The organism is Pseudomonas sp. IT-93MI4, assembly GCF_949767635.1.
Lineage (GTDB): Bacteria > Pseudomonadota > Gammaproteobacteria > Pseudomonadales > Pseudomonadaceae > Aquipseudomonas > Aquipseudomonas putida_A.
Genome location: NZ_CATKPP010000016.1, coordinates 1 through 14017 on the forward strand (window position 1 = coordinate 1; position 14017 = coordinate 14017).

At 60.3% G+C, this 14017-nt stretch carries 16 protein-coding genes; 8 read left to right on the plus strand and 8 right to left on the minus strand.

What is annotated here, in order from left to right; translation table 11 throughout:
- Nucleotides 1–33: 33 nt before the first annotated feature.
- Together gudD and ACM6I7_RS11585 are read right to left on the minus strand one after the other, a co-directional pair.
- Nucleotides 34–1377 (minus strand): glucarate dehydratase, encoded by a 1344-nt coding sequence (gudD, locus tag ACM6I7_RS11580; protein ID WP_103369512.1) that lies wholly within the window; start codon nt 1375–1377, stop codon nt 34–36.
- A 34-nt stretch (nt 1378–1411) separates the two neighbouring features.
- The gene (locus tag ACM6I7_RS11585; protein WP_007965412.1) at nt 1412–2758 is read right to left on the minus strand and encodes an MFS transporter; all 1347 of its coding nucleotides are present in this window, start codon (nt 2756–2758) and stop codon (nt 1412–1414) included.
- 365 nt (nt 2759–3123) lie between these two features.
- Here ACM6I7_RS11585 and ACM6I7_RS11590 point away from each other — a divergent pair, with 365 nt between their 5' ends.
- Complete coding sequence (locus ACM6I7_RS11590) at nt 3124–3837, plus strand: FadR/GntR family transcriptional regulator (RefSeq protein WP_097087775.1); 714 nt, start codon at nt 3124–3126, stop codon at nt 3835–3837.
- A 92-nt stretch (nt 3838–3929) separates the two neighbouring features.
- Nucleotides 3930–4163 (plus strand): hypothetical protein, encoded by a 234-nt coding sequence (locus tag ACM6I7_RS11595; RefSeq protein WP_097087777.1) that lies wholly within the window; start codon nt 3930–3932, stop codon nt 4161–4163.
- A 135-nt stretch (nt 4164–4298) separates the two neighbouring features.
- Here the strand turns inward: ACM6I7_RS11595 and ACM6I7_RS11600 are convergent, their stop codons facing one another.
- The gene (locus tag ACM6I7_RS11600) at nt 4299–5192 is read right to left on the minus strand and encodes a DMT family transporter (RefSeq protein ID WP_097087779.1); all 894 of its coding nucleotides are present in this window, start codon (nt 5190–5192) and stop codon (nt 4299–4301) included.
- Nucleotides 5193–5293: 101 nt separating this feature from the next.
- On the opposite strand from ACM6I7_RS11600, the gene ACM6I7_RS11605 reads away from it, so the two are divergent.
- Complete coding sequence (locus tag ACM6I7_RS11605; RefSeq protein ID WP_414888617.1) at nt 5294–6157, plus strand: LysR family transcriptional regulator; 864 nt, start codon at nt 5294–5296, stop codon at nt 6155–6157.
- Nucleotides 6158–6275: 118 nt separating this feature from the next.
- Here the strand turns inward: ACM6I7_RS11605 and yegQ are convergent, their stop codons facing one another.
- Nucleotides 6276–7610, minus strand: a complete 1335-nt coding sequence (gene yegQ, locus ACM6I7_RS11610; RefSeq protein ID WP_414888618.1) for a tRNA 5-hydroxyuridine modification protein YegQ — start codon at nt 7608–7610, stop codon at nt 6276–6278.
- Nucleotides 7611–7802: 192 nt separating this feature from the next.
- Between yegQ and ACM6I7_RS11615 the strand changes: the two genes are divergently transcribed.
- Both ACM6I7_RS11615 and ACM6I7_RS11620 read left to right on the plus strand, forming a co-directional pair.
- Nucleotides 7803–8489, plus strand: a complete 687-nt coding sequence (locus tag ACM6I7_RS11615; RefSeq protein ID WP_414888619.1) for a cysteine hydrolase family protein — start codon at nt 7803–7805, stop codon at nt 8487–8489.
- Between the two features lie 117 nt (nt 8490–8606).
- Nucleotides 8607–9668 carry an AI-2E family transporter gene (locus ACM6I7_RS11620; RefSeq protein WP_096797754.1) on the plus strand — a complete coding sequence of 354 codons (1062 nt, stop codon included), beginning with the start codon at nt 8607–8609 and terminating at the stop codon, nt 9666–9668.
- Here the strand turns inward: ACM6I7_RS11620 and ACM6I7_RS11625 are convergent.
- From ACM6I7_RS11625 to ACM6I7_RS11635, 3 genes are all read right to left on the minus strand, one after another.
- The gene (locus ACM6I7_RS11625; protein WP_414888620.1) at nt 9665–9847 is read right to left on the minus strand and encodes a hypothetical protein; all 183 of its coding nucleotides are present in this window, start codon (nt 9845–9847) and stop codon (nt 9665–9667) included. The two genes, ACM6I7_RS11620 and ACM6I7_RS11625, sit on opposite strands and share 4 nt — an antisense overlap.
- Before the next feature lie 102 nt (nt 9848–9949).
- Entirely contained in the window at nt 9950–10144 is a 195-nt protein-coding gene (locus ACM6I7_RS11630) for a hypothetical protein (protein ID WP_047597446.1), read from the minus strand.
- A 229-nt stretch (nt 10145–10373) separates the two neighbouring features.
- Nucleotides 10374–10724: a hypothetical protein gene (locus tag ACM6I7_RS11635; protein WP_007965394.1), complete on the minus strand. Its 351-nt coding sequence runs from the start codon at nt 10722–10724 to the stop codon at nt 10374–10376.
- A gap of 257 nt (nt 10725–10981) precedes the next feature.
- On the opposite strand from ACM6I7_RS11635, the gene ACM6I7_RS11640 reads away from it, so the two are divergent.
- Nucleotides 10982–11800 carry a shikimate 5-dehydrogenase gene (locus tag ACM6I7_RS11640; RefSeq protein ID WP_414888621.1) on the plus strand — a complete coding sequence of 273 codons (819 nt, stop codon included), beginning with the start codon at nt 10982–10984 and terminating at the stop codon, nt 11798–11800.
- Between the two features lie 216 nt (nt 11801–12016).
- Complete coding sequence (locus tag ACM6I7_RS11645; protein ID WP_285373709.1) at nt 12017–12535, plus strand: cupin domain-containing protein; 519 nt, start codon at nt 12017–12019, stop codon at nt 12533–12535.
- Nucleotides 12536–12668: 133 nt separating this feature from the next.
- Here ACM6I7_RS11645 and ACM6I7_RS11650 read toward each other — a convergent pair whose 3' ends face one another.
- Nucleotides 12669–13313, minus strand: coding sequence for a YceH family protein (locus ACM6I7_RS11650; protein ID WP_247268567.1), 645 nt, complete (start codon nt 13311–13313; stop codon nt 12669–12671).
- A gap of 125 nt (nt 13314–13438) precedes the next feature.
- On the opposite strand from ACM6I7_RS11650, the gene ACM6I7_RS11655 reads away from it, so the two are divergent.
- Nucleotides 13439–13948, plus strand: coding sequence for a DUF1993 family protein (locus tag ACM6I7_RS11655; protein ID WP_007965386.1), 510 nt, complete (start codon nt 13439–13441; stop codon nt 13946–13948).
- The last annotated feature ends 69 nt before the right edge of the window (nt 13949–14017 follow it).

A 14017-nucleotide genomic window follows, 5' to 3' on the forward strand; every position in this document is an offset into this window, starting at 1 on the left:
TCCCACATTTGAAGTACGGTGAGCTTGAGAATGTCAGCGCACCAGACACGGCCGCTTGTTATCGAACGTCCACCCCGGTATCAAAAACTGCATCGCCACGCTGTCATCCCGCGCGCCGAGACCCATGCCTTTGTACAGTTCGTGGGCCTTGGCCAGCTGATCCATGTCCAGCTCCACCCCCAGCCCCGGTTTCTGCGGCACTTGCACGCAACCGTCGACAATTTGCAGCGGAGCCTTGGTCAGACGCTGGCCGTCCTGCCAGATCCAGTGCGTGTCGATGGCGGTGATGTCGCCCGGTGCCGCCGCCGCGACATGGGTGAACATCGCCAGCGAGATATCGAAGTGATTGTTGGAGTGTGAGCCCCAGGTCAGGCCCCACTCATGGCACAACTGCGCGACACGTACCGAGCCTTGCATGGTCCAGAAGTGCGGGTCGGCCAACGGAATGTCCACCGACTGCAACTGAATGGCGTGGCCCATCTCGCGCCAGTCGGTGGCGATCATGTTGGTCGCCGTCTTCAGTCCGGTTGCGCGGCGGAACTCGGCCATGACTTCGCGCCCCGAGTAACCGTTTTCTGCACCGCACGGGTCTTCGGCGTAAGCCAGCACCTTATGTTGATCGCGGCACAGGCGGATCGCTTCTTTCAGTGACCAGGCGCCGTTCGGATCGAGGGTGATGCGTGCCTCGGGAAAGCGTTCGGCCAGAGCCGTCACGGCTTCGATTTCCGCGTCGCCACTGAGCACACCGCCCTTGAGTTTGAAGTCCTGGAAACCGTATTTCGCCTGCGCCGCTTCGGCCAGACGCACCACCGCCTCGGCGCTCATGGCCTTCTCGTGACGCACGCGGAACCAGTCGTTATCGGCGTCCGGTTCGCTGCGGTAGGCGAGGTTGGTCTCGCGTTGATCGCCGACATAAAACAGATAACCGAGCATCTTCACTTGATCGCGTTGCTGGCCTTCGCCGAGCAGCGCCGCGACCGGTACGTCGAGGTGTTGCCCGAGCAGGTCGAGCAGGGCGGCTTCGAGTCCGGTGACCGCGTGGATGGTGATGCGCAGGTCGAACGTCTGCAGACCACGGCCGCCGGCATCACGTTCGGCGAAGGTCTGGCGCACCTGATTGAGAATCTTCTGATAGTTGCCGATTGTGCTGCCGAGCACCAGGCTGCGGGCGTCCTCCAGTGTCTGGCGGATGCGCTCGCCACCGGGCACTTCACCGACGCCAGTGTGGCCGGCGTTGTCCTTGAGAATGACGATATTGCGGGTGAAAAACGGCCCGTGGGCGCCGCTCAGGTTGAGCAGCATGCCGTCGTGGCCGGCCACGGGAATCACCTGCATTTCAGTGATGATTGGCGCTTTGGCAGTGTCGTGTGCGGTCATGTTTTTATCCTTGTCAGCATCTTTAAAAAGGAAGTCATGCGTGCTTTGGCGCGGCCTCGGCCACGGCGAGGTCAGCAGCGGGTTTCGGGGTGGTGCGTGCAGCGAAGACGATGATCGCGGCGATGATCGAGGTCGCGGCCAGGCCGTAGAGGCCGCCCTGAATCGAGCCGGTGTGTTCTTCGAGCAGGCCGAAGGTGGTCGGCGCGACGAAGCCGCCGAGGTTGCCTACCGAGTTGATCAGTGCGATCACTGCCGCGGCGATCCGTGCATCCAGATAGGCCTGCGGAATCGGCCAGAACAACGATGAGGCGGACTTGAAGCCCAGCGCGGCAAAACAGATCGCGACAAAGGCGAAGATCGGCCCGCCGGTGGTGGACATGAACATCCCTGCTGCGGCGATCAACAACGCGGTGGCGACCCAGGCTTGCTGGTGCTTCCACTTGGCCGAGAAAGCGGCGAAGGCGTACATGCCGACGATCGACAGCAGCCACGGGATCGAGTTGAACAGCCCGACCTGGAAGTCACTCATCTCACCCATTTTCTTGATGATGCTCGGCAGCCAGAACGTCGCGGCGTAGATCGTCAGCTGAATGAAAAAGTAGATCAGGCAGAACAGGATGATTTGCCGGTCCTTGAGCAGTTTGCCCATCGATGGGCGGATCGGCGTCGCGGCTTCGCGGGCCTTCTGTTCATCGTCGATGGCGTTGACCAGTGCGTCCTGTTCGGCGCGGGTCAGCCATTTCGCGTCGTGGGGTTTGGCGTCGAGCCAGAACCAGACGAACACGCACAGCCCGACGGAAAACATCCCCTCGATGAAGTACATCCATTGCCAGCCGTGCATGCCGAGGCCGTTGATCTGCAAGAGCAGGCCGGACAACGGGCCGGAGATCAGCGAGGCGACTGCCGAACCACTGAGGAAAATTGCAATCGCCTTGCCGCGTTCGGCGCCGGGTAGCCAGCGCGTGAAGTAGTAGATCACCCCGGGAAAGAACCCGGCCTCGGCCACGCCGAGCAGAAAGCGCAGGATGTAAAAGTGCGTTTCGTTCTGGATGAACGCCATGCCGGCGGCGACCAGGCCCCAGGTGAGCATGATGCGGGTCAGCCAGATACGCGCGCCGACTTTTTGCAAAAGCATGTTGGACGGCACTTCGAACAGCGCGTAACCGATGAAGAACAGACCGGCGCCGAAGCCGTAGGCGGCAGCCCCGATGCCCAGATCATGTTCCATGTGAGTGCGGACGAAACCGATGTTCACCCGGTCAATGTAATTGACGATGAACATGATCACGAAGAGCGGCAGGACGTGGCGTTTCACTTTCGAGATGGCGGACGCGAGTGTCGAATCGACGCCCTCGTTCATCCCGGAGACGGAGGTTTTCACTTGGTTTTCTCCCACTGATTATTTTTATGCGGGGTAGGGCTGGATGGTGCGTTGTTGATAGACATCATACAACTGAGATTTTTTGTCCTACAAGTGGGGTGGAGCGATTAAATTTGTCTGGTGAACGAATTCTTTATTTCTTTTTGGTGTTTTTCCCCGTTTTTATTGGTTTTAATCGCGGCCGTCAGACGCGCCCCTTGGGTTCACGATCCAAATGTTCAAACAGGGCGTAGCGTTTGGTTGTTGCGTTTTTTTCGTTTTATTGAGTGTTGTCATACAAGTTGAAAGTGGTTTCGGCGCTAAAATCGACTCGTCAGCCATCACGCAGTGCTACGATCGGCAAGCCCCGAAGACCGGAACCGAACATGCAAGAAGACCTCGACGCCCCCGCGCCCAAACGTGCGCACAACCTCGCACACGATCTGGTGGAAAAACTCACCCAGAGCATCCTGCTCGGCCGGCTGTCGCCCGGCGACAAGCTGCCGTCGGAGAACGCCATCGTTCAGGAACACCGCGTCAGTCGCACGGTCGTGCGCGAGGCGATTTCCAAGTTGCAGGCGTCGGGGCTGGTGGAGACGCGGCACGGCATCGGCACGTTCGTCATCGAGCGCGTCGCGGAGCAGGGCTTGCGCCTGAATGTCGACACCGCGCTCGGCGTGCGCAGCATTCTTGAATTGCGCATGGGCCTGGAGACGCAGGCTGCGGCGTTGGCCGCGTCACGTCGCAGCGAGCAGCAATTGCTGCAAATGCGTCAGGCGCTGGATGACTATCAGCGTCTGCTGGACAGCAACGATAGTTGCGTCGAGGCCGACCGACGCTTTCATTTGCTTATTGCCGAAGCCACCGGCAACGTCTGCTTCAGCGAAATCATGCAGCACTTGGGCAGCGCGATGATTCCACGTCAGCGGCTCAATGCCGCCGAGCGTGGCGCGGCGGATCTGAGCAAGCTGGGGCAGTTGGCCCATCTGGAGCACGAAGCGATCTTGAATGCGATCAAACGGCAGGATTCGGACGCGGCGCGCGCGGCCATGTGGCTGCACCTGACCAACAGCCGCGACCGCTTCAGTGCGCAGGGCTGATTGCCGTTGGTCTGCTCGATAGCACCGCCTGCGCAGGCGCGCTTCCAAGATGTATGGCCCGGGTTCTCCGGACCTCCTTGGTGAGGTGTGTCATGGCTAATGATTTGCTGTTTCAGGGTGGTGTGTTGCCGACCGATCCAACCCGTCCGGTGCCCGGCACGGATGAGCCGACACTGGCCGATCACGATGCGCCGCCGGGCATGAGTCCGGGGCGCGATCCGTTGAGTGATGCCGATCGGCCGGAAGACTGGAAGGACCCGGCGGCGGACGATGATGATGTGCCACCGGCGGATGAGCCGACGCCGTTGTCGGATGACAGGCGCTGAGGCTGACCCGGCACGAGATATTTATAGTCTGCGCCGGCCCTTTCGCGAGCAAGCTCGCTCCCACAGACAGAACGCATCCCGTGTAGGAGTGAGCCTGCTCGCGATAGGGTCGTCAGCCTCAGTAAAAAACCTCGATCAGACCTCAACCGGTCGACCCTCCACCCGCCGCTCCAGATTCAACGCCAGCACACTGATCAACACCACCGCCGACCCCGCCAGCACCATCAGCGTCGGTCGCTCGCCCAATCCCAGCGAAGCAATCCCCATCGCCGTCGGTGGTATCAGGTACAACGTCATCGTCGCCCGGCTCAAGTCCACATGCTTGAGCACAAAGCCCCAGGCCACATAGGCCAGTGCACTGGGAAATACCCCCAGTGCAAGCACTGCCCACTGCACTCGCAGCGGCGCTTTCACCGCCGCCGCACCCAGCCCCGGCAGATAAATCAGCAACAGCAGCGTCCCCGACCACACCGCATAACAGGCCAGACTGAAGCCGTCATAACGCCGGGCGTGATGTTTTTGCAGGGCGAAGTAAATGCTCCATGACAGCGCTGCCAGCAGGATCAGCAAGCCATGCGCGTCGATCTGCCCCAGGCCCCGATCGGCGCTGACCACGATCACCACCCCGACCAGTCCCAGCAACACGCAGCCCCATCGCCAGACACTGACCTGATCCTTGAACACGTAGCGCGCCAGCAGCGTACTGAACAGCGGGCTCGACTGCGCCAGTACGCTGGAGGCGCCGGCACTGACGCTTTGCTGGCCGATGTTCAGCGCCACGTGATGCAGGCTGACGGCAAAAAATCCCAGGGCGAACAACAGCGGCACATCGCGCGGTTGCGGCAGGCGAATGCTCTTGAACGCCGCGATCACGGCCATGAACAACGACGCCAGCAGAAACCGCAGCAACGCCAGATGCCCGGGGTCGTAGGCTTGCAGGCCGATGTGAATGCCGGTGGGTGAATAGGCCCAGCAGCCGACCACGAAGGCCATGGCCAGAATGATTTTCAAGGGAGAAGGAGACGGCATGATCGGCGCACCGCAAGGGTTGATGCGCCGAGTATCCGGGCGGCGAACAAGTCTCCACAACTGACTTATACTGCGCTGAATGTTCACTTTGAGTGATGGGTATGGAGCTGGCGCAGATCCGCATGTTCAAGACCGTGGCTGACGAGGGCAGCATTGCCCGCGCCGCTGAAAAATTGTTTTGTGTGCCGTCGAACATCACCGCACGGATCAAGGCGCTTGAGGCGGAACTCGGCGTCGCACTGTTTCTGCGCGAGGGACGCGGGCTGCGGATCAGTCCGGCGGGACAGACGTTTCTCGCGTATGCGGAGCGGATTCTGGCGCTGACCGTCGAAGCCAAGCGCGCGGTGGATCCTGCCGCCGAACCGTCCGGCCCGCTGCGTATCGGCGCGATCGAGTCCTCGGCCACCGGGCGTTTGCCGCGGCTGTTGGCCAAGTTTCACCAGCGCTATCCGCAGGTGGCGCTGGAATTGACCACTGGCACCTGGGGCCAATTACTCGACGACACCGTCAGCCATCGCCTCGACGGCGCCATCGTCGCGGTGGACGTCGAGCGTTCGCAACTGAAACGCACGCCGATGTACCGCGAAGAATTGCTGCTGATTGCCTCGACGTCATTCGGCCCCGTGCGCGACATCCACGATCTGCAGGACAAAACCGTGTTCATGTGGCCGCAGGGTTGCCCGTATCGGGCGGCGCTGGAGCACTGGTTGTTGCGTCAGGGGCAGGCGCTGCCGATTGTCAGCCTGGCGAGTTATGGGGCGATTGTCGGTTGCGTGAGTGCTGGCGCCGGCGTGGCCTTGGTGCCTAAAGGCGTGTTCGAGCAATACGCCAAGGGCGCTGGATGCGTGGGGTATGAGTTTCCCGAACTGACGGCGATCGACAACCTGTTTTACTGGCACGAAAACGCCGGGGTACACCCGGCGCGTGAAGCGTTTGTGGCGATGTTGCGTGAAGAATTCCTCTGATTCCGCTACGCCCGCATTCCCTGTGTAGGAGCTGCCGAAGGCTGCGATCTTTTGACTTTGTTATTGAAGAACAAGATCAAAAGATCGCAGCCTGCGACAGCTCCTACAGGGGAGGGGGTCAAGGAGTCAGGTCGCGCATCAGCAGGCCAAAGCGCAAATCCACCGCATCCGGAATTGGCAGGTAAACCGTGTGCCCGTCGCCGGGGGCGACTTCAATGGTTTCATCCTTGGCACTCTGCAACTGGTGCAGATCGAAGTGGAAATTGCCCTTCGGAGTCATCAATTCCAGATGATCGCCCAAGGCAAAACGGTTCTTCACTTTGACCTCGGCCAACCGGTCGCGGCGCTCGCCGGTCAGTTCGCCAACGAACTGCTGGCGCTCGGACACCGAGCTGCCGTTCTGATAGTTCTGGTATTCGTCATGCACATGGCGACGCAGGAAACCTTCGGTGTAGCCGCGCTGGGCCAGTGATTCCAGATCGGTCATAAGGCTGCGATCGAACTCACGTCCGGCCACTGCATCGTCGATTGCCCGGCGATAGACTTGGGTGGTGCGCGCGCAATAGAAGTGCGATTTGGTCCGGCCCTCGATCTTCAGCGAATGCACGCCCATGCGCGTCAGGCGTTCGACGTGTTGCACCGCGCGCAGATCCTTGGCGTTCATGATGTAGGTGCCGTGCTCGTCTTCAAATGCGGGCATCAACTCATCGGGGCGATTGGCTTCCTGCAGCAGGAACACCTGATCGGTCGGCGCGCCGATGCCCAGGGTCGGCTCCGGCTGGAAGGTCTGCACGATCTCGCCGAGCTGGTTTTCCGTGGCTTGCTGCGCCGAATACTTCCAACGGCAGGCGTTGGTGCAGGTGCCCTGATTCGCGTCGCGCTTGTTCATGTAGCCCGACAGCAGGCAGCGCCCGGAGTAGGCCATGCACAGCGCACCGTGGACGAACACCTCCAGCTCCATGCCCGGTACCTGTTCACGGATTTCACCGATTTCTTCCAGCGACAGCTCCCGCGACAGAATGATCCGGCTCAGCCCCTGTTGCTGCCAGAACTCGACACTCGCCCAGTTCACCGTGTTGGCCTGCACCGAAAGGTGGATCGGCATCTGCGGGAAATGCCGGCGCACCAGCATGATCAGGCCCGGGTCGGACATGATCAGCGCGTCCGGCGCCATCTCGATCACTGGCGCCAGATCCTTGAGGAAGGTCTTCAGTTTGGCGTTGTGCGGGGCGATGTTGACCACCACGTAGAAGCGCTTGCCCTGTGCCTGCGCTTCGCGAATGCCGAGGGCGAGGTTGGCGTGGTCGAACTCGTTGTTGCGCACCCGCAGGCTGTAACGCGGCTGGCCGGCGTAGACCGCATCGGCACCGTAGGCGAAGGCATAGCGCATGTTCTTCAGGGTGCCGGCAGGGGCGAGCAATTCCGGGGCGGCAAGGGGGAGGTCTGGCTTCATGGCGGCATCGGTCGCAAAAGCGCGGCAGGGTAGTGCAGTGGCAAGTGCGGTTTATTGATCTGGATCTACGTTTGAGTGCGTGGACTTTATCTGTGCAGAAAGGGCACAGATCATGTGCCGGTTTCACTGTGTTCGGTGCGGCGGTGGCTGCTTAAGATTCGCTTGTCAAATCAACCGAGGCAGGACTTTCCCATGCAGAACTTTACTCGCCGCTTTCTCACCGCTTGTGCATTTTCCGGTGTAATGGCCAGCAGCGCAGCGATGGCCGACAACCACCCGACCATTCGGGCATTATCCGGCGCGACACCGGTCGATCATCTGCCAGCGGGCAAGTCTGCGCTGGTGGTGATCGACTTCCAGAATGAATATTTCAGCGGCAAGATGCCGATCCCGGAAGGTGCCGCTGCCCTGGCGAAAACCCGTGAGCTGATCACCTTTGCCGACAGTCACAAGATCCCGGTGTATCACGTGCAGCACGTTGCCCCGGCCGGCTCGCCAGTGTTTGCCATCGATGGCCAGACCGTCAAATTTCACCCGGACATGCAGCCGCGTCCGCAAGACGTGGTGCTGCAAAAGAGCACCGTCAGCGTGTTCGCCAGCACCGACCTTGACCAGCAATTGAAAAACGCCGGCATCCAGACCCTGATCATTTCCGGCCTGATGACCCACGCCTGTGTGGCGGGTGCCGCGCGGGACGCAGCGCCTTTGGGCTACAACGTGATTGTCGCGTCCGATGCCTCGGCGACCCGCGCCATCACCCGCGCCAACGGCGTGTCAATCGACAAGGATTCGCTGCACAAGGCCGCGCTGGCGGAAGTCGAAGACACCTTCGGCGATGTGTTGAGCACTGCGCAGATCGTCAAACTGCCGGTGCGCTGATTAGCCGGGCTGCATCGTCCAGGCAATCTATGCTCCATGAACAAAGATGGCACTCGCGCGCGCCCCGGCTGACTAAGGTTCGGGGCGTGCGAGACGCCTGACTGACATGGATCGGACATGAACGAAAAAAACCTGCAATTCAAATCCCTCACCGTGCTGTTGCTATTGGTGACGGTCGCCTTCATCTGGATTCTGCTGCCGTTCTACGGCGCGGTGTTCTGGGCGGTGATTCTCGGCATTCTGTTTGCGCCGATGCAGCGCAAGTTACAGCTCAAATTCGGCTGGAGGCGCAACCTGACAGCGCTCTGCACGCTGGGCATCTGCCTGGTGATCGCGATTCTGCCGGTGATCATCCTCAGCATCCTGTTGGTCCAGGAAGGCGCGACGGTTTACAACAACATCGAAAGCGGCCAACTGGACATCGGTGCCTATCTGGCACAGTTCAAACACAGCCTGCCCCCGTATTTTCAGCATTTGCTCGATCGCTTCGGCATGGGCGAACTCAACGGTCTGCGCGAGAAAATCGTCAAGGCGTCGATGCAGGGCAGCCAGGTGCTGGCCAGTCAGGCGTTCAGTTTCGGTCAAGGCACATTCGAGTTCGTGGTCAGCTTCGGCATCATGCTGTACCTGCTGTTTTTCTTTCTGCGCGATGGCGCCGAGCTGGTGCGCAAGGTACGCACTGCGGTGCCGTTGGAAGAGAGCCACAAACGCCGTTTGCAGTTGAAGTTCAATCGGGTGGTACGCGCGACGGTCAAGGGCAACCTGGTGGTGGCGGTTACTCAGGGCGCATTGGGTGGGGCGATTTTCTGGTTTCTCGACATCCCCAGCGCGTTGCTGTGGGCGGTGCTGATGGGCTTTCTGTCGCTGTTGCCGGCGGTGGGTGCGGGAATCGTCTGGGCGCCGGTGGCGGTGTACTTCCTGCTCAGCGGGATGATCTGGCAGGGCGTGGTGCTGGGGCTGTTCGGGGTGTTTGTGATCGGTCTGGTGGACAACGTGCTGCGCCCGATTCTGGTCGGCAAGGACACGCGCATGCCGGATTACATGATCCTCATCTCGACCCTCGGCGGCCTCGCGGTGTTTGGCCTCAACGGTTTCGTGATCGGGCCGCTGATCGCAGCGCTGTTCATGTCCAGTTGGGCGTTGTTCATCGAGACCAAACCGAAAGTCCAGTTGCCTTAAGCGTGGAATCGGCCGCTGACGATTTTCTGCGACAGGGCCTGCGCCGCGGGCAGCGAAGTGAGCGGGCCGCTGATCGGCTCGCCATCGCGCACCAGATACCAGCAGGCGAGCAATCCCGACGCTCTGAGCGATGCGGGAACAGCGCTGCCGATTACCGACATGATTTGAACCTGAGCCATGACAAGTACCTCCATCAATCTGTGGAGCTACCTTAGGGATTCGCTGCGCTCAGGGACAATCAACGCTTTCGATAGTGGTCATTGATCACAGTGAGGACTGCATCAGTCGACAACCTGGTCGAGCATGTGCACCACTTCGTGCTCATTGAGCAGGCCCTTGTGCACGAGATTCTCCGCCAGCAGCGAAAGAAACTTGGCGCAGCGGTGGCCTTCCAGGTGTTTCAGTTCAGTCAACGCGCTGTACACCTTGCTTGAAGTGCACAGGCCGACGATGCGGTGCGGATTTTGTGTAGGCATGGGTCGTCCTTGTTTTTATCAACCTGTTGTTTACGGACGGATTCAGATTGCGGTTCCGTCATGACAAATACATGACCGTTCTGTGTTTTGCCCCCAACGGTCAAGTCCATCATGCCGACTTTAGCTGCTGGAACTGTCCTCACAGCGACCTTGGCGAGATTTTTTCAGACTCTGCCCGACCGACGGTCATAAAAAAGCCCCGCTATAAAGCGGGGCTTGTTGGTTGCGATTACCAGCGCGGACCACCGTAGTAGCCGTGTGGCCGGCCGTAGTAGCCGCGTGGTGGGCCGTAGTAGACCGGGCCAGGCACGTAGACCGGTTGTTGCACATAGACCGGCGCCGGCTGGTAGTAGACCGGTGGCGGCGGTTGTTGCACATAAACCGGTGCCGGTTGAGCGTAAACAGGCTGTTGCACGTAGACCGGCCGGTCCTGGTTGATCAACGCGGAGCCGATGATGGCCGAGCCGACGATCGCACCAAACACTGCCGGACCCTGCCAGCCACCGCCGTGGGCTTCTGCCTGACCTGTGATAGCGAATGCACCAATCAACAAGGCCACGATGGGGAGTTTACGAATCATGATAATTCCTCGGTTCTTCGACCCGGCGTCCGGGCCTGCACCAGGCCCAAAGTTGTCGCGGGGATACTTCTATGACAGCGAAATTCTGAAAATCAGCACAGCCGCTGGGTAAATTTTGTGTAAGGTCTGTACCGGCTTCTTTACCGGCAGGTCAAAGGGGCTCGCAGCCCGTTGCAGACAGGCGCTTATGATCGTCCAGAACCCGATGGAATGGCTAACTCCGTCCATCCGAAAGTCCGTTTTGAAGGAGAAGTTTCATGCAGATGAATCCCAACAAAGACACCCAGCTGTGCATGTCCCTGTCAGGGCGCCCCGGGAACTTCGGTCTGCGGTTTCATAACCATTTGTATGAGCAGTTGGGCCTGAACTTCTATTACAAGGCGTTCAGCAGTCAGGACCTGCCGGGGGCCGTCGGCGGCATTCGTGCGCTGGGGATTCGCGGTTGCGGTGTGTCGATGCCGTTCAAGGAAGCGTGCATTGCGCTGGTCGATGAACTGGATGCGTCGGCGGCGGCGATCCAGTCGATCAACACCATCGTCAACACCAACGGCCATCTCAAGGCCTACAACACCGACTACATCGCCATCGCGCAATTGCTGGAAACCCACGCGGTACCGCAAGACACGACGTTTGCCCTGCGCGGCAGCGGCGGCATGGCCAAAGCGGTGGCCAGTGCCTTGCGCGATGGTGGCTACAAGAATGGCTTGATCGTTGCGCGTAACGAGCGCGCCGGACGGGCACTGGCGGACTCGCTGGGCTATCGCTGGCAGGCGGAGCTCGGCGAAGAGCGGCCGCAGATGCTGATCAACGTCACCCCGGTGGGCATGGACGGCGGGCCGGAGGCCGGGCAACTGGCGTTCGAGCCTGAAGTGATCCAGGCCGCCGACACGGTATTCGATGTGGTAGCGATTCCGTCGGAAACGCCGCTGATCGTGCGCGGGCGGGCCGAGGGTAAGAAGGTGATTACCGGGCTGGAGGTGATTGCGATCCAGGCGCTGGAGCAGTTTGTGCTGTACACCGGGGTGCGGCCAAATGAAGAACAGTTTGCGGCGGCGGTGGCGTTTGCCCGGAGCTGATGAGTTGTGCTGGCTGGGCGGGCCTCTTCGCGAGCAGGCTCGCTCCCACAGTTGAATTTTTGTCATGCACAGATTGTGTGTTCGCTGTAGATCCTCTGTGGGAGCGAGCCTGCTCGCGAAGGATGCACCACGGTCTCAAGCCAGACATCCATGCCTATACTGCCTCCCCAGCCAGCCCAGACTTGCCACCCACAAAAACCGTGACCGAGGCCCGCCATGCACCCACCCATTCTCAACCTGCATCAGGTCGAACTCGAACCCTTGCCCGAAGCCCTTGCCCCGGAAGGTGAAACCGCTGGCCGCTATCAACAACGCATGGCGCGCATCGGCCAGCAGCTTGGTGCGCAGAAACTCGGCTATCGGTTGTACGCCTTGCCGCCAGGCATGCGCGGTAGTCCGTTTCACAGCCATCGGGTCAATGAAGAGATGTTCTATGTGGTGGCCGGGGAGGGCGAAGTGCGGTTAGGGGCCGAACGCTTTCCGATTCGCGCGGGCGACGTGATCGCCTGCCCGCCGGGCGGACCGGAAACGGCGCATCAGATCATCAACACCAGCGACGGGGAGCTGCGTTACCTGGCGGTCAGCACCCAGCAGCAACCGGATATCTGTGAATACCCGGACTCCAACAAATACGCGGTGATGGACAACTTCAAAGTCGATGACCAGGGCAATGCGTCAGGCTTCGTTGCCGTGGCGCGGCAGGCGGATGGTGTGGACTACTGGGATGGTGAATAAATAGAGATCTTCGGCTTGGTGCAGACCCTGTGGGAGCGGGCTTGCTCGCGAATGCAATGTGTCATTCACATCATTGCTAAATGACACACCGCATTCGCGAGCAAGCCCGCTCCCACCATAGGATTGGGGGTGATTATTCGAGACGCGCCAGGCGTTCTTCCAGTGCGGCAATTCGTGCTTCCAGCTCTTCAATGCGTTCAACTGACACACCGCTGGTCGAGCGTTCCCCAGGATTCTGCCGCGCCGCCAGGATCGCCTCGATATCTGCCGGATCGCCCAGCGCATGGGTGTAGCGGTCTTCGCGCTGACCGGCCTGACGTGGAATCAACACCGCCAGTCCGCGCGCGATCAGGCGCTCAAGCTGATGCACCACCTGCTCGGCATCTTCGAAATCGTGCATCCGGCCGCTACGGGTCAGCAGCTCATTCACTGTCTGCGGGCCACGCAGGAACATCAGGCCGCTGAGAATCACTTGGGCCGGCACCAGCTCCAGCGCCTTGTCGAGCTTGTGCTCCCAGCGGTCGGCGCGACTGCCCATGACCAGTTTGGCGTAACCGTGGCTTTCCAGCGCACGCAGGCTCTGGCCGACCTGACCTTGAGTCAGGTTCATCACCGGCTCGCGGCTGGTTTTCTGATTGCAGGCCAGCACCAGCGCATTGAGGGTCAGCGGATAGGTTTCCGGGCTGGTGGCCTGTTTTTCGATCAACGCACCCAGGATGCGGATTTCCGTGGCATTGAGCCGTGGTTCGTCGGTGGTGGTTGCAAGTTCGGTGGTCATCGCGCGTTCCCTCAGCAGTCGAAGGCGCCTAGCCTAATCCTTGGCTAACAAAAGGCAAGCCGTGTGGTCATCAAGCATGGCTATAATCGCCTCCACGTTCCACCCAGCCACTACACGAGACTGCCATGACCATTTCCCTGTACGCTGCATCCGTCCCGGTTTTTCAACAAATGCTCAACGCCCTGAGCGATGTCCTGAAAAAGGCTGAAGCCCACGCCACCGAGAAAAACATCGACCCGAACGCCTTCCTGCAAGCGCGCCTGTACCCGGACATGTTCCCGCTGGTGCGTCAGGTGCAGATCGCCGTCGACTTCGCCAAGGGCGTTTCCTCGCGTCTGGCCGAAGTTGAAATCCCGAAATATGACGACACCGAAACCACCTTCGCCGAACTGCAGGCGCTGATCGCCAAGGTTCTGGCCTACATCGGCGAGATCAAGCCGGAGCAGATCAACGGCAAGGAAGGCATCGAGATCGTGACCCGTCCGGGCACGCCGAAGGAGAAGCGCTTCAGCGGCCAGGCTTACCTGCTGAGCTACGGTCTGCCGCAGTTCTTCTTCCACGTCACCACCACCTATGCGCTGCTGCGTCACAACGGTGTTGAAGTGGGTAAACGCGATTACATGGGCGCGTACTAAAACACCCAGCTACAAAAAAGCCCGCCAAGGTTTGCGCCTTGGCGGGCTTTTGTTTTTTGTAGGAGTGAG